The organism is Frankia sp. QA3, assembly GCF_000262465.1.
GTDB lineage: Bacteria > Actinomycetota > Actinomycetes > Frankiales > Frankiaceae > Frankia.
The window spans coordinates 6,841,724-6,860,254 of record NZ_CM001489.1 but is presented as its reverse complement, the minus strand read 5'-3'; the positions used below and the strand labels follow the sequence as shown (position 1 = coordinate 6,860,254).

Annotated in this window: 10 protein-coding genes and 1 pseudogene; 4 read left to right on the top strand and 7 right to left on the bottom strand. The window is 74.2% G+C overall.

Annotated features, from left to right (window positions below):
- Window positions 1-193, bottom strand: a pseudogene (locus FRAQA3DRAFT_RS37780) (hypothetical protein); the annotation flags it as partial.
- A gap of 520 nt (window positions 194-713) precedes the next feature.
- Here FRAQA3DRAFT_RS37780 and FRAQA3DRAFT_RS28045 point away from each other — a divergent pair.
- Both FRAQA3DRAFT_RS28045 and FRAQA3DRAFT_RS28040 read left to right on the top strand, forming a co-directional pair.
- Entirely contained in the window at window positions 714-914 is a 201-nt protein-coding gene (locus FRAQA3DRAFT_RS28045; protein WP_009742431.1) for a hypothetical protein, read from the top strand.
- Window positions 915-1,145: 231 nt separating this feature from the next.
- Window positions 1,146-2,423, top strand: a complete 1,278-nt coding sequence (locus tag FRAQA3DRAFT_RS28040) for a YihY/virulence factor BrkB family protein (RefSeq protein ID WP_232291795.1) — start codon at window positions 1,146-1,148, stop codon at window positions 2,421-2,423.
- Here the strand turns inward: FRAQA3DRAFT_RS28040 and FRAQA3DRAFT_RS28035 are convergent.
- The gene (locus tag FRAQA3DRAFT_RS28035; RefSeq protein ID WP_009742429.1) at window positions 2,417-3,988 is read right to left on the bottom strand and encodes an LCP family protein; all 1,572 of its coding nucleotides are present in this window, start codon (window positions 3,986-3,988) and stop codon (window positions 2,417-2,419) included. The two genes, FRAQA3DRAFT_RS28040 and FRAQA3DRAFT_RS28035, sit on opposite strands and share 7 nt — an antisense overlap.
- Before the next feature lie 1,368 nt (window positions 3,989-5,356).
- Between FRAQA3DRAFT_RS28035 and FRAQA3DRAFT_RS28030 the strand changes: the two genes are divergently transcribed.
- The gene (locus FRAQA3DRAFT_RS28030) at window positions 5,357-6,760 is read left to right on the top strand and encodes an aminopeptidase P family protein (RefSeq protein ID WP_035921636.1); all 1,404 of its coding nucleotides are present in this window, start codon (window positions 5,357-5,359) and stop codon (window positions 6,758-6,760) included.
- A gap of 220 nt (window positions 6,761-6,980) precedes the next feature.
- On the opposite strand, the gene FRAQA3DRAFT_RS28025 is transcribed toward FRAQA3DRAFT_RS28030, so the two are convergent.
- Window positions 6,981-7,322 (bottom strand): Lsr2 family protein, encoded by a 342-nt coding sequence (locus FRAQA3DRAFT_RS28025; RefSeq protein WP_009742427.1) that lies wholly within the window; start codon window positions 7,320-7,322, stop codon window positions 6,981-6,983.
- A gap of 662 nt (window positions 7,323-7,984) precedes the next feature.
- Here FRAQA3DRAFT_RS28025 and FRAQA3DRAFT_RS31870 point away from each other — a divergent pair.
- Window positions 7,985-8,497 carry a hypothetical protein gene (locus FRAQA3DRAFT_RS31870; RefSeq protein WP_157467707.1) on the top strand — a complete coding sequence of 171 codons (513 nt, stop codon included), beginning with the start codon at window positions 7,985-7,987 and terminating at the stop codon, window positions 8,495-8,497.
- 770 nt (window positions 8,498-9,267) lie between these two features.
- Here the strand turns inward: FRAQA3DRAFT_RS31870 and FRAQA3DRAFT_RS28015 are convergent.
- The 4 genes from FRAQA3DRAFT_RS28015 to FRAQA3DRAFT_RS28000 all read right to left on the bottom strand — a co-directional run bounded on the left by FRAQA3DRAFT_RS28015 (window position 9,268) and on the right by FRAQA3DRAFT_RS28000 (window position 18,445).
- On the bottom strand, window positions 9,268-10,092 hold the full coding sequence (locus tag FRAQA3DRAFT_RS28015; RefSeq protein WP_035921633.1) for an ABC transporter ATP-binding protein: 825 nt from the start codon (window positions 10,090-10,092) through the stop codon (window positions 9,268-9,270).
- Between the two features lie 96 nt (window positions 10,093-10,188).
- Window positions 10,189-14,316: a SpoIIE family protein phosphatase gene (locus FRAQA3DRAFT_RS28010; protein WP_009742424.1), complete on the bottom strand. Its 4,128-nt coding sequence runs from the start codon at window positions 14,314-14,316 to the stop codon at window positions 10,189-10,191.
- Window positions 14,313-16,919, bottom strand: coding sequence for a bifunctional GNAT family N-acetyltransferase/acetate--CoA ligase family protein (locus FRAQA3DRAFT_RS28005; RefSeq protein ID WP_009742423.1), 2,607 nt, complete (start codon window positions 16,917-16,919; stop codon window positions 14,313-14,315). Before FRAQA3DRAFT_RS28005 ends, FRAQA3DRAFT_RS28010 begins: the two co-directional genes overlap by 4 nt.
- 128 nt (window positions 16,920-17,047) lie before the next feature.
- Window positions 17,048-18,445 (bottom strand): acetoin utilization protein AcuC, encoded by a 1,398-nt coding sequence (locus FRAQA3DRAFT_RS28000; RefSeq protein ID WP_009742422.1) that lies wholly within the window; start codon window positions 18,443-18,445, stop codon window positions 17,048-17,050.
- Window positions 18,446-18,531 lie beyond the last annotated feature (86 nt).

The following is an 18,531-nucleotide window of genomic DNA, read 5'->3' as shown; positions in this document are numbered from 1 at the left end:
CCGGGCGAACGGGAGGAACCCCCCGGGCCGCGGTCACCCAGGCCGGCTCGCCGACCGTGACTTCCGCCACGTCGCCGGCCGGGTCCGCGGCGGCGGGTCGCGCGGGTACCTCCGCCGCGGCCTCCCCGAGCCCGGCCACGCCGGTCGCCACCCCCCGGGGCGAGCGCCCGGGGCAGGCCGGAGATGCCGACACAGCAGTGCCATCCGTAGGCGGCGGCACCTCCGCCACTCCCGCCGAGGAGTCGGCCCGGACACCCGCGGTGACTTCACCGGCGGACCCGAGCGCGGCCGAGGGGACCCCCACCGCCACCGACAAACGACGCCGAAGCGCGTCGGCGCCGGCGGCCAAGGGTGAGCCAACTTCTACCGATTCGGAGGAGTCAACGACGGAGCGTACCGAAGAGGCGACCGCAGAGAAGCCGGGCGCACCCGCTGCGTCACGAGGCCGGCAGAACAACGGCACCCGTGGGGGGGAACGTCCCGCAGGCGGTCGACGCGGACGCAAGTCAGTGCCAGCATGGGACGACATCGTCTTCGGTGCCCGACGGCCCTGATCCGGCCGCAGCGCCCCGGGGGCGGGTAACCGTCCGCGGTCCCGAAGCTCCGCGGACACCACGCCGCTCTGGATGCAATGACGCCACGAGAGCCGGCTGTGAGTAAACCGTCACATGGTCAGCCGGAACGTCTGACCGCCTAACACAGTTGGAGTAGATGTGACAGGGACTACCACGAAGCCGACGCTGACCAACCTCGATCGTTGCGACCGGTGCGGTGCCCAGGCATACGTGCGGGTGGTGCTGCCTGGCGGCGGGGATCTACTGTTCTGCCGGCACCACGCCAAGTCGCACGACTCCAAGCTGCGTGAAATGGCCGTCGAGTACCACGACGAGACCGACAAGCTCAGCGTGTCCTGAGTCTCACTCTCAGGTATCAAGGGGCATGCCACGGTCACGTGGCGTGCCCCTTTCGCTGCTCTCCGCCCTTGCAGGGGGCGGGCGCCGTGACGACGGGCCGCGCGTCTCCCCCATGGGTCCCCCATTCAGGGGATCTGCCCCGACATCGCTCGGGTGCCGTTGACCTCCAGGCGCTCCACCAGGCCATACGGTGGGGCCGTGTCCGCCATGGGGAAGGAGGCATCCACCCCCGTGGCTCGCAGCCCGGCGCGCAGCCGCTGTTCGGTGCTGCTACGCCGGGTCGTCATCGAGGCCAACCCGGAACTGTTGGCGCATGCCCGGCAGCGCCGCACGGTGGCGCGGGCGAGGGTCCGGCGCAGCGCGATGTTCCGCCGCCTTGACCGGCAGCAGCGCCGGGTCCCCCGGGGTCCGCTGCGCCTGGCCCGCACGACGCTCGCCAACGCCTGGCGCCACCGGGTGCTCGGCCTGGCGGCGGAGGCGGGGTTCTGGCAGCTGCTGTCCCTGCCGCCGCTGCTGCTGTCCCTGCTCGGCGCGCTCGGCTACGTCGCCGACGCCATCGGCGGGGACGCGCTCAGCAGCATCCGGGACAGCATCCTGCGCGGCGCCGGCGACCTGCTGACCGAGTCGGTGGTCGACGACGCGGTGCGGCCCACCGTGGACGAGATCCTCTCCCGCGGCCGGCCGGACGTGATCTCCATCGGCTTCGTGCTGTCCCTGTGGACCGGCTCGACGGCGATGGCGACCTTCGTCAACACCATCACCATCGCCTACGGCCAGCGCGACCTGCGTTCGGCGGTGCGTAGCCGACTGGTGGCGCTGTGGCTGTTCCTCGCCCAGATCGCCAGCGGCGTGATCATCCTGCCGGCGCTGATCCTGGGACCCGGGCTGATCTCACGGATTCTCGACGCCGACCGGCACCCGTCGGTCGACCGACTCCTGACCCTGCTGTTCTGGCCGGTCGTCGGGCTGGTCGCGCTCACGATGCTGACCTCGCTGTACCACCTCTCCCTGCCGGTGCGCAGGCCATGGTGGCGGGCGCTGCCCGGGGCGACCCTGGCGCTGGTGTGCTGGCTGGTCGGCAGCTACATGCTGCGGCTGTACCTGGAGATCGTGTTCCGCCACGAGTTGGTCTACGGCTCGCTGGGCGCACCCGTGGCAGCCCTGCTGTTCTTCTACATCACCGCCCTTGCGGTGCTGCTCGGCGCCGAACTCAACGCCGCGCTGGACGAGCAGTACTCGCACCGGCCGGGGAAGCACGCCGACGGGCCCACCACCGCCGGCGGCCCACCTCCCACAGGCAGCGCACCTCTCACGGGCAGCGCACCGCCCACGGGCAGCGCACCGCCCATCGGCGGTCCACCCGCCACCGGCGACCCACCCCCCGCCGACGGCGAGGCCGATCCCCCCAGGCCCGGCGGCGCCCCCCCGTACGACCGCTGCGCCGCCGACGACGCCCCCACCGCGCCGATCGCCCCCCTGCGGCAGGGGCCCGCTCAGCCCGCTCAGTAGGTGCAGGAGACTCCCGCCGGGGCGGCGGCCGGGGCCGATTGCGCGGTGACCCGGGCACCGCCGCCCGCGGCCACGGCCGGCCGGGACCAGGACACCGGGACGGCCGCGGTGGTGCCCGGACCGGCCGGCAGTGCGCCCGTGGAGCTCGCCTCGGCGGCGCGGCCGCCGAAGGGCTTCAGGAAGGCACCGAGCTGCTCGGGATCGGGCACCAGCACGCTCTGCCCGCCGCGTTGACCGGCCGCCGCCGGCACGGTGGCGAACACGACCCCGCCGGAGCCGATCGACTGCATGCGGACCGCGAGCAGGCGCAGGTCGGCCAGGGAGGTGTGGTCGTCGAGGGTGATCGCGGAGGTCGCGGCGTCGACCACGTTGATCAGCTTCGCCGGGTTGAGCAGCGTGTCGGTGGAGGCGATGCGCTGGAAGACGACCCCCAGGAACTGCTGCTGGCGGCGGATCCGGTCGATATCGCTCTCCGGCAGGCCGTAGCGCTGGCGGACGAAGGCGAGGGCCTGCGCCCCGGTCAGCCGGTTCTCCCCGACCTGGCCGGAGAACCCCGAGTAGTGGTCGTGCAGGTTGTCGAAACCGCGCGCCTTCAGCTCGGGCGGCAGCTCCTTGATGCAGACGGTGACCCCGCCCAGGGCGTCGGTCATCCCCTGGAAGCCGACGAAGTCGATCTGCACGTAGTGGTCGACGCGGATCCCGGTGAGGCCTTCGATGGTCGCGACCAGCAGCGACGGGCCGCCGTAGGAGAAGGCCGCGTTCAGCTTGGAGCGCTGGGCCGTGTGCTGGGTGCCCCGGGAATCGGTGTAGGCCGGGATCCGCACCCACAGGTCGCGGGGGAAGGAGATCAGGGTCGTCGAACCGTCGCCGTCGAGATGGGCGAGGATCGTGGTGTCCGACCGCTGTCCCTCGGTCGCGCCGAACTCGCCGTTGGTCCCCGCCCGGGTGTCGGACCCGACCAGCAGGATGTTCTGCGTGCCGCCGGAGGCCGACGCCGGCCGGTCCACGCCGGCGGAGAAGGTCAGCGGAGTATGGCGGACCCGGCCGTCATAGTGCCGCAACACGGCCCAGCCGCTCGTGGCCAGCACGAGCACGACCGCGGCGAGCACCGCCGCGACCGCCGTGACGCCGCGGCGGATCGAGCCGCGGCGCGGCGGCGTGGGGTCGCCGGTCTCCGGCAGGTCCGGCCGGGTCGGGCCGGGCGGATCGGCCGCCCGGCGACCACCGGGCGGCGCGCCGCGGCCACCCTGGGGATCGCGCCCGGAGTAGGGATCGCGCCCGGAGTAGGGATCGCGGCCTGAATAGGGGTCGGCGTACGGATCATGGTAGGGCTCCTGGGAGCCGCCTCGGGCGCCTGGTTCGGCCCGCGGACGCGCCGGGCGGTCCACGGCGGGCGGACGGGATCCGGCCTCGCGGCGCGGCCACTGCCCCGCGGGCCAGTTCTCCTCGGACGCGGGCCGGGGGGTACCGCGCCGGGGAGCGTCGCGCCGCCGGTCGCCGCCCTCCCCTGCGGGCCGACCCGCAGGCGGCCCGTACCCTTCCGGCCGATCCGGAGGCCAGGTCATGGCCGCCTCCCCCTCCCTCATCCACCGGGAGGAGATCATCCCGCGCCGGTGACGCCGTCCTGTTCCGGGCATCCGTTCCAGGCGAGCCGTTCCGCCAGTGTCGCGCGACTCGCGCCCGCCGGTGCGACCGCCTGTCCCTGCGCATATCAGCCGGTCATTCACCCGGCGAGGGCAGTACGCCGAGCGGGCGGTCACGCCCATCGGGCGGGCCCTGCGCCGCCGGGCCGTCCGCGCCAGCCGGCCCCGCGATCGCCACGACGTCGCCGGTCCCGGTCGTGCGCCACGAGCCTACGAACGGAACACTCCGGGACAGCCTCTCACCAATCCCGCGCTGCGGGGTACCGTCGGCGCCCTCGACAGCTGTCGGATGGGCGACCCGGCTCGGCCGCGATCGCGGGCCCGGCGAGCGCACGGCGGGCGGCCCGCAACCGCAATCCGTGGATCGCAACTGTCGGCCGCAATCGCGGATCCGCATCTCCGACCGGGCCGAAAATGCCGACATGACCCAGGTGTGATGTCGGCTACAGCGCCGTCGAGGAGGCGCGCGCCGCAACCCGGATGTTCCGGCTCATCGGGCCGCCGCCCTACCACGCACGCGAGGCCCATGAAGTCGCGGATATCGGTCGGGATTGCGGGGACCGAGGACGTCCGCCCCCGGACCGAACCGCCTAGGGCACACCGTCACAGGTCCTTGCCCGGGGTCCAACACCCCCGTCAACAGACAGCGACAGAAAGTCACGTAACGGCGGATACCGCGGATCTCGCACAACCGATTGCTTGCCCGTGTTAACCCGTTCGAAGCGAGAAGATCGGCCATCGCGTAACCTTCCGCAAGTCATCGGCCGCGGCCGGCGCGCGCCCTCGCTCCCCAGGGATCGGATGACGGCGCGCGCAAGTACCGGATCGCCGGGCGGCGGGTGGCGAGGCGGCGCCGGGATCGGCTCACATCATCCGGACGATCGGCGTACCGAAAATCCGACTCCGACCACGGCGAGATGTCCGGTGCGGTCTCGATGGACAGCGGACCGGCAGAGCACTACCCACCGGAGCTCGACCCGGCCTACCGTTAACGGTATGAGTGCCCAGTCCCACCAAAGCACACCTCCACCGGCCGGCACGGGGGTACCCGAGGGAGCCCCGGCGGAGCGTGACCAGAACGTCATCACAGCCGGCGAAGCGGACGTTGTCCGCGCCCGCATCGATGTACCCGGGACGGCGACGGATTCCGCCGTCGCGGGGTCGGATTCGAGGCCGGCGCCGGTCCCCGCGGGGAGCGGCGAGACGACGGCCGAAGCGGCGGCGTCTTCCGGCCGCGAACCCGGCCAGGCCAACCACGATGAGGAACCGCACGCGGCGTTCCGGCGGTTTATGGCAACCGGCTGGGCGCCGATTGACGACGCTGTGCCATCCCGCGATGACTGCGCACCCTACACCGCGAAACGCCGCGCCTTGTTGGGCTCACGCTTCCCGGCCGATGCCCTCGTGGTGCCGAGCGGCGGCCTGCGGGTACGGGCAAACGACACGGATTTCCCGTTCCGTCCGGGAAGTGACTTCTTCTGGTTGACAGGCTGTCATGAACCCGATGCGGTGCTGGTTCTGCTACCCAACGCGGCCGGCGAGCACGATGCGACGCTGTATGTCGCGGGACGATCGGACCGGTCCAGCTCGGCGTTCTACACCGACCGCCGATACGGGGAACTCTGGGTCGGTCCCCGGCCGGGGGTTCGCGAGACAGCCGCGGCTCTGGAGATCGAGTGCCGGCCGCTGACCGATCTCCCGGGTGCGCTGGCCCGGCTGGCGCCGGGAAACACCCGGATGCTGCGGGGAATCGATCCGCTGGTCGACCGCTCGGTGCTGCGGTGGTCCGACGACAGATCGGGCGACGACCGCGACGCGGTCCTCGCCCAGGCCCTTTCCGAGCTGCGGCTGGTCAAGGACGACTTCGAGATCGCCCGGTTGGACGAGGCGGTCGCGGCGACGGCGCGCGGCTTCACCGAGTGCGTGGGGGAAATCGGCCGCGCGATGGAGCTGCCCAACGGCGAACGCTGGTTGGAGGGCACCTTCTGGCGGCGCGCCCGCGTGGACGGCAACGACGTCGGCTACGGCTCCATCGTCGCCTGCGGGCACCATGCGACCACCTTGCACTGGGTTCGCGATGACGGGCCGGTGCGCGCCGGCGAGCTGGCGCTGCTGGACATGGGGGTGGAGGGGAGGTCGCTCTACACCGCCGACGTCACCCGCACGCTGCCGATCACCGGCCGTTTCACGGACCTGCAGCGCCAGGTATACGACGTGGTTCTCCGCGCGCAGCAGGCCGGCATCGACGCGGTCCGCCCGGGAGCTTCGTTCCTGGACCCGCACCGCGCGGCGATGCAGGTCATCGCCACCGCGCTGGCGGACTGGGGGCTGCTGCCGGACGGTGCGCAGGCATCGCTGTCGGAGGATCCCCGCGCACCGGGCGCGGGCATCCACCGCCGATACACGCTGCACGCCACGTCGCACATGCTCGGACTCGACGTGCACGACTGCGCCCAGGCGCGGGACGAGACCTACCGGGAGGCGGCGCTGGAGCCGGGGATGGTGCTGACGGTGGAACCGGGCCTGTACTTCCAGCCCGACGACCTCACCGTTCCCCCCGAGCTGCGCGGCATCGGGGTCCGGATAGAAGACGACATCCTGGTCACCGGCGACGGAAGGCGGAACATGTCCGCCGGGCTTCCGCGAACCTCGGAAGACGTCGAAAACTGGATGGGCCGGCATCTGCCGAACTGACGGAACGAACAGAGCCGGCAACAGCGTGCGTCGGCACGAGGGTCAATCGTTCCTGCCACACCGGCCAGGCCGGTGTGGCAGGAACCTGCCCTGGCAAAACCTGATCAGCAGGTCTTTGGGCACCGGGGCCTGCGGCCCGCGGCCGAATACCGCGGGCACGACGGGTACTACGGGGTCCACCGCTTCGAGTCTCGACCCGGAAAAGTCGTCAAGACCAGGATCAGTGGGCCTTGTCGTACGCCTCGACGATGTTGGAGGCGATACGGCCACGGTCACTCACCGTGTAACCGTTGCTGCGCGCCCACTCGCGAATGTCGGCGGTGCGGTCGGTTCCGCCGGTACGCCGCGAAGCGGTACGCACGCCACGGCGGCCACCCGCCGCGCGGCCACCGGAACGGCGGGCCGCGGTCACGAACGGGGCCAGCGACTCACGCAACTTCGTCGCGTTCTTCTCCGACAGGTCGATCTCATACTGCGCACCGTCGAGTCCGAAGCGGACAGTCTCGTCGGCCTCTTCTCCACTGAGATCGTCAATCAACGAGACGATGGTCTTCTGGGCCATGCCACACTCCTTCAGGTCAGCGGACCGCAGAACTCACGCGTCTAGTATTACCACGAGAACACCGGGAACTGTCACGCCTGGTTCGACGGACTCGCAGACTTGGGCCACCGAACACGAAGACACCGGTCTAGGCACGCTGGTGAGGCTGTCGGAGTGCGGAACCCAAAGGCGGCGGCCAACCTCGGCATGATAGAGGGCGATCATGTTCTGCGAATCACACCTTCCGAGCCGAAACGCCGGCCGCAAGCGGACAGTTGGGCCGCCGTCGGCCGGGCGGCGACCATGTCCGCCGACCTTGGGACACCGATCGTGTTCGTCTACCGACTCCCCGGACGATTGCCGGGCAATCGGCAGGCATCAGCCGGTGGGTGCTTTGGGGTGCTGGCGCCGCGAGCGGAACCGACCGGTACGAATGCCAAAGGGGATCGTGGCGGCGGATGAGTACGCCTGATTCCGGCGCCGACCCTATGGCTCGGCGCACGGACGAGTACCCACGGACGTGGGTGGTGGACGGTGCCAACGTCATTGGCTCCAGGGCCGATGGCTGGTGGCGCGACCGTCCGGGCGCGGCCCGGCGCCTGCTCGCCGATATTTCGGCCTGGATCGCAGGGTCCGACGCGCACGTCGGATCGCCGGGGTCAGCGGAATGGCCGGCGCGGATCGTGGTCGTTCTGGAAGGGGCGGCCCGGGCCGGAGTTCCCGCCACAGCGGTGGTCAGCGAGCCGCCTCCGGCCGAGCCTCGGGCCCCCGAGCACGACCACGACCACGAGCAGTCTCGCGGGAACACTGACCAGCCGGTCGGGAACACCGACCGGCCGCGTGGGAAGGGCAGCCGGTCTACCGGGAAGGACGACCACTCTCCCGGGGAGGGCGACCGCTCTCTCGGGGAGGGCGACCGCTCACAGGGGAAGGGCGACCGCTCACCCGAGGACGACGACCGCAATTCCGGGAACGGCGCCGACCGATCGGACTCGACGCCCGGCAACGGCGCCTCCCCCACGCTCGCCGTCGTCCACGCCCCGGGGCACGGCGATGACACGATCGTCGCCGCGGCCCGCGAGGCCGGACCCGGGGTCATAGTGATCACCTCGGATCGCGGGCTCACCGCCCGCGTCCGGGCCCTCGGCGCCGAGGTGCGCGGCGCCGGCTGGCTGTGGCACCGGCTTCGGCGGTGAAGGCGGCTGCCCGGCACCGCTCGCCCGGCTCCCGGCGGGGCCCCGAACCCCGACGGGACCCCGAACCCCGACGGACCCCAGACCCGGGCGGGACACCGGCCTTGGGTGGGTGTCGATCGCTGCGCCGCCACGCTCGTTGCGCCCGGCTCCGCCCACCACGGTCACGGCGCCCGGCGGCGCAGCCGGACCGGCCCATTCGGCATACCCCTTGCGGGGCTCCGAACGCCTCTGGAGGGCCGGAAAGGTGCTATGGGAGAAAAAGACCCGGACCGCGGCGCCAACGCGGGTCTGACGCCTTCTGAGGCCCTTGCGTCGCCCCTGTCGCCCAGGTGGCGCCTCGCCCGGTCGAGCTCCCCCGCTTCAGGCCCCGGCGTCCGGTCCCTCCGTCCGCTCCCGCGTCGACGCGTCCCCACCGTCCGTTCCGGTTCCGGCGCGGCCCATCCCGCCCACTGATCGCGCAGCTGCCGGCGACCGCGCCACCGACGGAACCGGCGGGAACCCGCCCGGAAATCCGCGGGGATCGCAGGAACGGATGCCGCCATGCGTGGTGCGGCCCGCGGTATCCGCCGCTGCGGCGAACGCGATGACACAACTGCGATGACACAACTGCAAGGAAAGGCCACGCCAAGGCCACGTGGCGAGGTCGGTCCGCAATGGACCGCGCTCCGGTCGGCGCCTGCACGCGCCGACGCGCGGCGCTCCTGCAGGCGCGCCCGCGTGGGCGGGCGACTCGGGGTGGGCGGGCGCGGACGCTGGTCGGGAGCGCGGGCTCAGACGCCGACGGACACCGGTCGCCGCGGCGGCGGACCGGCGGCCAGCCGGGCGGTGTAGCGCCCGGCTGCGACGCTGACATCGAGGGGAATCCCGAAGCAGTCGGACAGCCTTGGCGCGGTGAGCACCTCTGCCGCGGGGCCCGCGGCCCGCACCTGGCCGCCGCGCACGAGCAGGGCGTGCGTGACACCCACCGGGATCTCCTCGACGTGGTGGCTGACGAGGACGCTGACGGGCGCCGAGGGGTCGGCGGCGAAGCGGGTGAGCCGGCGCAGCAGCGCCTCCCGGGCCCCCAGATCAAGTCCGGAGGCGGGCTCGTCGAGCAGGAGCAGCTCCGGGTCGCTCATGAGCGACCGCGCGATCAGCACCCGCTTGCGCTCACCCTCGGACAGCGTCCCGAACCGCCGGTCCCGCAGCTCCCGGCAGCCGAACTGGGCCAGCAGGCCGGCGGCGCGGGCGAGGTCGACGTCGTCGTACGGCTCGTCGCCGCGCCCGAGCACCGACCAGCCGGCGGTGACCACCGCGTCGAGCACCCGCTCGTCCGGGGGCGGCGTCTCGACCAGCACCGGGCTGACGACGCCGACCCGGTAGCGCAGCTCGAGGAGATTCACCGTGCCCAGGCGATGGCCGAACAGGTCGACCGCGCCCGAGGTCGGGAACAGCCGGCCCGAGGCCACCTGCAGGAGCGTCGTCTTACCCGCGCCGTTGGGGCCGAGGACGACCCATCGCTGACCGGGAAGCACCTCCCAGCTCACATTTCGCAGAAGGTACGACCCATCCCGCACGACATTGACATTGTCGAGCCGCAGCAGCGCGTCCGGCATGCCGCTCACGTTACGCGACACGCGCCCGCCCGGCGGCGCCAGGATAGCCCGACCCCACCACACTCGTCACGCTCCGCCCACCACCGGGCGGCCCGATCACGGCGCGCCCGGGTCGGCGGGCGGCGACCCCACCAGGTCAACCTCCGCCCAGACGACCTTGCCATCGGGGATCGGGCGGAAACCGTGCCGCACGGCGAGCCGGGAGACCAGGTCGAGCCCGCGCCCGGCCTCGTCGTCCGGTGAGGCCGGCCTGCGCCGGGGCAGCCGTCCGCCGCCGTCTGCGACCTCGACGACGGCCCGATCACCGAGGCGCCGCAGCCGCACGGACAACGGCGGCCGACCATGGCGCACGGCGTTGCTGGTCAACTCGGACAGGACCAGGACGACGGTGTCGATGATCTCGACGGGCAGCTCGGCGTTCTCCAGCGCCAGCCGGCACTGTGCCCGCACCGCGCGCAGCCCGGACGGCCCGTCGACGGTGACGTCGAGCAGCGTCGGCCCGGCGGTCGGTTCGTCAGGCAGGCGGGCGAGCAGCAGCGCCACGGCGTCGTCGGCGGGCGCCGGCTGGCCGTCTCGGCCGAGACCCGCGCAGGCCGCGGTCGCCAGCGCGTCGAGGTTCGCGTCGGGTCCCTCGCTGGTGCGGGCCAGCACGGCCGCGAGGTCCGAGACGCCGGCATCGACGTCCCGGCCACCCCCGCGGACCAGGCCCTCGGTGAACAGAGTGATGAGGTATCCACGGCCCAGGCGGACGGTGTACTCGGTGGCGTCGATGTGCCCGGCCGGATCCCGGTGGACGTCGCCGAGCGGGGAACCGACCGCCATGTACAGCCGCGAGACGAGCCCGTCCGGGGCGACCACGAGGGGCGGCGGATGGCCGGCGCTGGCCAGCGTCAGCACGCCCGTATCGAGCTCGGCGATCGCGTAGATGCAGGTCGCGACCTCACGTGCCGGCATGTCCGCGACGACGCCGTCGAGCAGCGCCAGCACCTCGCCGGGTGGCAGATCGAGGCGGGCGCAGGCGCGGGCGGCGGCGCGCAGCTGGCCCATCACCGCGCTCGTGCGCAGCCCCCGGCCCCGGACCCCGCCGATCACCAGGGCGACCCGGCCCGCCCCGAGATCGATCACGTCGGACCACTGCCCGCCAGCGTCCCCCTCGGCCCCGGCGGGCAGGTAGCGGGTCGCCGCCTGCAACCCCGCGGGCACCGTCGGCGCCGCGCCGCGCAGGGTCTCGTGCAGCTCCACGGCGCCGCTGCGCGCGCTGCGCTCCCGGTCGATGCGTTCCAGGGCGACCCCGGCGCGCGCGGTGAGCTCGGTCAGGAAGGCCAGGTCGGCCTCGGTGAACGGGGCCCGGTCCCCGACGGCGGTCAGGCTGAGCACGGCCGCGATCCGGCCGACCCGTATCACGGGCAGCACGGCCGTTGTGTGCGCGCCGACCTGACGGATCCAGCGTGCGACGTCGGACGGCGGCTCCCAGCCGCCCGCCGCGTGGGTGACGACCTGCCCGACCCCGCGGGCCGCGACCTGGGTGATCGGGTTCGACGGGACAGCAAGAGCCGCGGTCCAGGCGGCCGTCGAGGGCGCGGTGCCGATCACGGCGGAACCCGCGACGACAAAGGGGTGAAGCCGCGGGACATTCGCCGCCTCGCCCGTTCGCCCGTCGCCGCCCGGCTGCCCGTCCGCGACAGCCTGCCCGACCTCGCCGGCCTGACCGTCCGCGACAGCCTGCCCGCCCTCGCCGGCCTGCGCGCCCTCGGCGGGTGAGCCGTCCTCGGCGGGTGAGCCGTCCTCGCCGGGCAGCGCGGTGTGGCCGGCCGGCGCGGTCCCGGCGACCTGCTCGCCGTCCTCGGGGGCCGGGTCCAGCGAGGGCGCGAGCGCCGGATCGGCCGTGACCAGATGGACGGCGCACAGGTCCGCGATCTCCGCCGCGATCAGCTCCGCGAAGGCGTGCAGGGACCGCTCGGGGTCGTCGGCCGAGGTCACGATCCCGGTGGCCCGGGTCAGCAGGCGCAGCCGCCGGTCGGCGAGCTCCCGCGCCTCGCGTTCCTCGCTCGCCGCGGTGAGCGCGGCCTGTGCGCCCGCGGCGTCGGTCACTAGCCGCTCATGGGCCCTGGCCCGCTCCAGCGCGCGGGCGGCCGCCGCGGCGATGCCGCCCAGGTAGGCCCGATCGGCGGCGGTGAAGGTCCGCGGGGCCGGGAAGGCGAAGGTCACCACGCCGAAGGCCGCCCCGTCGGGGAAGACCAGCGGCAGCATGGCCCACGCCTGCTCACCGGCCGCCGCGGTGGCGTCGGCGAGCCCGGACACCGGCCAGCGGGCGAGCAGCTCCTCCCGGTCGGCCAGAAACAGGGGCCGGCCTCCCCGCACCACCTCGGCCACCGGATGCACCGCTCCCAGCGCCACGTCCGGCCAGGGACCGGGCCGCTCTGCCGTGCCCCCGCCCGGATGGGTGAAACGCAGCTGCTCCCGGCTGTCGTCAACCAGCGCGACCCTGCGCCCAGCCGCCCGCGCCGCCTGGCCGCCGACGTCGAGGATCGCCGCGACGACCTCGTCGACCGTGCTGGCGCGGGCCAGCGCGACGGAGAACAATCCGCCGGACTCGGCCCGCTGCAGGGCCGCCTCGGCCTGTTCTACGGCCGCCTCGGCCCGCTGATCAGCCTCGGCCCGCGCCGCCTCGGCGACCCGCTCCCCGGTGAGATCACGGACCACGCCGAGCCACTCGACCGGCCGTCCATCACGTGCCGGACCGGTCCCGGCCCCCGCCTGCCCACCGGCGGCATCCGCCGCGGGTCCGGGCACGGGCAGCACCCGAGCGGCGACGACGCGCTCGGCACCGCCCACGCCGCTCGGCGCGGAGATCCGGAATTCGGCCTCGAAGACCTCGCCACGCTCGACCGCCCCGCGCCACAGCCGCGCGACCCGGTCCCGGTCGTCCGGATGCACCCCGGACAGCCAGCCGCTGCCGGCCAGCGCCCCCGGATGCTGGCCGGTGGCGGAACGCCAGCCGGGCAGGTCGACGTCGAGGGCGCCGTCGGCCGCCGCGTGGAACACGTCCAGGCCGGCGGCGTCGGCGAGCCCGCGGTAACGCGCCTGCGCACGCAGCCGCTCCCGATCGGCGATCTGCAGGCCGGTGACGTCCAACGCGACGAAGGACACCCCCACCGGACCGAGCTGCGGATCGCTCACCGGGAACCAGCTCGCCAGCCAGGTCAGCGGCGAACCGGCCGGGCCCGCGACCCCCACCTCCAGGTCCACCACCGGCTCGCCGGTGCGCAGCACCCGGGCCAGCAGGGCGTCGAGCTCGGAATCGCTGTCGCCGAGCACCTCGGACACGGTGCGGCCCAGATGGTCCCGAGCGGAGCGGCGATCCAACCGGGTAAGCGCCTCGTTGACCCGTACGAACCGGCCGGCCCGGTCGAGCAGGGCGAGTCCGACGGGTGCCCGGACGAACAGCGCATCCAACATCGCGAACGCCGCCACCGCCGCGGGGTCCGCCCCGCCACCGCCGCCACCCGATGCCTGCGGGCCGCCGCGGGCCACGCTCAGCGGCCCGCGCTCCGGGGCGAGGTCCCCGGGGCCTCTCCGCGGGCCGGTCCCGTCGATGACGTCGCGCGCCATAGCCTCGCCGGCCACCAGCGGATCGGTCCGCGCAACCAGTGGCCACCCCTCGGGCAGCACGGGCAGGTCCCGGCCGCCGTCGCGCTCAAGGGCCGGGCCGGGCACCAGGCTCTGGCCCGTCCCCGGCACTGAACCGGAGCCAGGCGCGGACCCGGCACCGGGGCCGGCGGCGGCACCACCGCCCGGCACCGGACCACCGCCCGCCGCGGGACCACCGCCCGCCGCGGGACCAGAGCCCGCCGCGGGAGCCGTGCCGGGTATGCGGGACGGCGGGGTGGTCGGCGTGCCGTCGACCGATCGGCCCGCGGCGCCTGCGTCCGGCCGACCCGGTTCGGGAACCTGACTCGCCATGATCGGCCCCGAGGCCGACCGAGCGGAGATCGGCCCCGCGGAGATCGGACCGCCTCCGGCGGGGCCCGTCGCCACCGGCTCCGGTGGCTGCTGCTGCGCGCCCCGCCCCGGGCCGTACATCGGCACCAGCTCCGCCTGGCCGGGTGTCCCCGCCTCGGGGGTACCCATGGCCTCGATGGGCCCCACGGAATCGGACTGCGGCACCCCGAAGGCGCCGGATGCGGGCCAGACGGGCGGCTGCGCGGAGTACGGCGACGTCATGGGAAACGATTGTGGACGGTGTGACCATGTTGTGCCGAACCGCCCCGGACGGGGGGTCGGTCGACTACAGGCAGCGTCGGGGTCCAGAAACGCCGCGGTCCGGCGTCTGCCCTGGGCACGGACGGGCCGGTCACGACCTCCGCCGACAGCACGGTGACCCGCCCGGTGGACACGATGACGGGGTCAACAGTGAGATGTACCACCTCGGGGATGTCGTCGGCGAGCCGGCCGACGCGCAGCACCAGATCCTCCAGCGCCGCGATGTCGACCGGGGTCGAGCCGAGGTAGCCGAGCAGCAGCGGCGCCGCCCGCACCGAGCGGACCAGCCGGGCCGCGTCGACGTCGGTCAGCGGCAGGATGTGGTGCGCGCGGTCACCGAGCAGCTCCGTCGCCGGCCCCGACAGGCCGAAGGAGACCAGCGGGCCGTACTGCGGGTGCTCCTCGGACCCGACGACCACCGACACCCCGACCGGCGCCATCCGCTGCACGACGATCGGCACCTCCGGCCCGAGCTGGGAGCGCAGCGACGCCCAGGCCGCGCGCACCGCCGCCGCGTCGGGCAGGTCGAGGCGCTGGCCGCGCAGGTCCGGCCGGTGCCGGTACGGGCGCGACCGGGCCTTGACGGCCACCGGGTAACCCAGCCGCTGCGCCGCCTCGGCGGCGCGCCGCGGCGAGGTCACGAGCTCCGCCGGCTGCACGGTGATGCCGTAGCAGTCCAGCAGCGCGGCGGCCCGCTCCTCGGGTAGCCGACCGGTCAGCCCGGCGATGAGCGCGCGGGCCTCGTCGGTCCGCACGGCCGTGGTCGGCTCGGTGCCGGTCGGGCGGGACCGCCACTGCGCGTAGCCGACGACCCGACGCAGCGCGGTCACCGCGGCCTCCGGGGACGGGTAGGCCGGGATGCCGGCGAGCTCACGCGGCATCTCGACGCCCTGCACGGAGGCGAGGATCGGCACGGTGATGCGCTCGGCCGCCTCGACGGCGCCGGCCGCCGCCGGGCCGGGCAGCGAGGGCGGCAGGCGGGCCAGCGTCACGATGAGAGCGTCGGCCCGCTGCGCCGCGGCGAGCAGCGCGGCGGCGATCGCCGCCGACCCGCTGCCGCCGGGCAGCAGGACCTCCTCGGCGATCAGGCCGGCGGCGTCGGCGGCGCGCGCGGTGAGCCGGACCAGCGCCCGGGAGTCGCCGATCACCGCGACCCGGCTGCCCTCGGGCAGCGGCTGCGAGGTGAGCAGCAGCGCGACGTCGAACGCCTGCGAGATGCGGTCGACGCCGATCACGCCGGCCTGCCGCAGCAGGGCGTCGTCGAGGGCCGAGCGGCCGGAGTACACGGTCACGATCGGCTTGCGCCGGCCGAGGCGGCGGGCCAGCCGGGCGAACTTGCGCGGGTTGCCGAACGTCTCCAGATGCATGATCACCGCGTCGGTCTCCGGGTCCTCCTCCCAGTACTGGAGCAGGTCGTTGCCGCTGACGTCGGCCCGGTCCCCCGCCGAGACGAACACGGACAGCCCGACCCCCCGCGCGGCGGCCGCCTGCAGGATCGCCCCGCCGAACGGGCCGGACTGCGAGTAGCAGCCGATCCGCCCGGCCGGTGGCATCAGCGGCACCATCGACGCGTTCAGGCCCCCCGCCGGGTTCTGGATGCCCATGCTGGCCGGGCCGACGACCCGCATGCCGCTGGCCCGCGCCTCGGCGGCCAGGGCGGCGTCGGCGGCGTCGTCACGCTGGTCGGTGAGCACGACCAGGCCCCACACCCCGGCCCGCCCGCACGCGGCCACGACCCCGGGCACCTCGGCCGGCGGCACGCACACCACGGCCAGGTCGACCGGGCGGGGCACCTCCTCGATGCCGCCGTAGGCACGGATCGAGGCGACCGCGGTGCCGGCCGCCGCGGCGGCCGGGTTCACCGGGTAGACCGGCCCGTCGAAACCGCCGGTGAGCAGGTGGCGCAGCACCGAGTTGCCCATGGAGCCCACGGCCCGCCCGGCGCCGATGACGGCGATCGCCCGGGGATGCAGCAGCCGGCCGATGGAGGCCGCCTCCGCACGGTGCTCGCGGGCGCGCATCACCGTGACCGACTTCTCGGTGGGGGTGATCTCGAACGACAGCCGGACGGCGCCGGACTCCCAGGCCCGCGCGACGGTGTAGCCGGCGTCGAGGAAGACGCGGATCATCTGCCGGTTCTCGCCGAGCACGTCGGCGTCGAAGCGACGGATCCCGCGGTCCCAGGCCGCGGCGGCAAGATGCTCCAGCAGCACCGAGCCGAGACCACGGCCCTGCTGGGCGTCCTCCACCAGGAAGGCCACCTCGGCCTGGGTCGGCCGGGCGGCGGTGCTCTCCCAGTGCGCCACGGCGACGAGATCGTCACCGATCATCGCGACGATGGCGCCGCGCAGCCGCTGATCCACCACGGTCATCCGGTGGATGTCGGCGTCGCTCAGCGCCCGGCGGGCGGTGAAGAAGCGAAAGTAGATCGACTGGGCGGACAGTCGGGTCCAGAACACCCGCAGCAGCGGGCCGTCGGTCGGCAGGATCGGCCGGATGTGGGCCGTGCCGCCGTCGGTGAGGATGACGTCGGCCTCCCACTCCGCCGGGTACGCCAGCGGCACCTGATTCTCGGGCGCAACCGGTCCCTCGGGCGGCGCGGCCGGGGATGATCCGGACGCGGCCGGGGATGATCCGGTTGGGCCGGGGGATCCGGGTGATCCGGCGGGCGCGCCGGATGTCGGCGCGGCGCTCACCGGTCCACGGTCGGGTCGAGTCCGTGCAGGGGCAGCACCTCGCGGCGGGTCTCGGCCACCGCACGGTCCAGCGGGTCGTCGGGGTCGCCCACGCCGGCGTCCCATGGCCGGTAGCGCACGCTCACCCCGTCACCGAGGGTCCGCGGCATCCCCGCCGTGGCCCCCACGGACTTCTGGCCGGTTACGGCCCGCACCCGCTGCGGGGCCTCGGCGCGCCACTGCGCCGGTAGCGCGGTGCCGGGTTCGAGGGAGAGGTGGGCGGCGACCGCCAGCAGCTGCGTCCACGCCCGCGGCACCACCGCGTCCAGCGCGTACCCGCCGCCGCCACAGGCCAGCCAGCGGCCGTCACACAGCTCGTGGGACAGCGCGTGCAACGCCTCGTAGGAGGCCCGCTGCCCGTCGACCGACAGCTGCAGATCGGCCAGCGGATCGAGGGCGTGGGTGTCGCAGCCGTGTTGGGTCACCAGCACCTGCGGCCGGAACGAGCGCAGCAGCACCGGGACGACGCCGGAGAAGGCCCGCAGCCAGCCGCCGTCGCCGGTGAAGGCGGGCAGCGCCACGTTCACCGCGCTGCCGGCGGCACCGGGCGCGCCGACCTCGTCCGGGAAGCCGGTGCCGGGGAACAGCGTCCGGCCGGTCTGGTGCAGCGAGATCGTGAGAACCCGCGGGTCGTCGTAGAACGCCGTCTGCACCCCGTCGCCGTGGTGCACGTCCACGTCGACGTAGGCGATCCGGGTCGCCCCGGCGGCCAGCAGCCAGGCGATCGCGATCGCGGGGTCGTTGTAGATGCAGAAGCCGCTGGCCATCCCCGGCATCGCGTGGTGCAGGCCGCCGGCGATCGACACGGCATGGCGCGCCGGCCCCTCCCACACCGCCCGGGCGGCCTCGATCGTGCCACCGGTGATCAGGGCCGCGGCCTCGTGCATCCGTTGGAAGATGGGGTTGTCGGCGGTGCCGAGGCCGAACAGGGCCGCCATCCGGGCCCGCGTCGGGTCCGGCGCGGCGCGGACTGCGTTCAGGTAGAGCGGGTCGTGGACGAGCTCGATCAGCTCGTCGGGAGCCAGGGTCGGGGTGACGATCCGGATCCCGGGGGCGTCGAGGACGCCCAGGCTCGCGGCGAGGTCCATCGTCAGGCCCAGCCGGACCGGGTGCAGCGGGTGCTGCGGCCCGAAGTCGTAGCCGGCCATCGCCGGATCCCAGGCCAGGACGGTGGGTTCGATCGCCGGTGCCGCGGCCGAACCCGGATCGGCGCCGGCGGGCCGGTCGGTGGCGGGCCGGTCGGTGGCGGGCGTCCCGGCGAGGTCGCCCGATCCGGCGGCCGGGCCCGCGGAGGCGCCCGGCCCGGTCTCGCCCGGCGGCAGGGTGCCGCCGGGCCGCTGCGTTCCGCCCGACACCGTCACCCCTCGACGGTAGCCCGAACGGGTCCGCCGCCGGTAGCGGTGGTGACAGTCTCGACAGGCCATCGCAGGGTCGAGGTTCG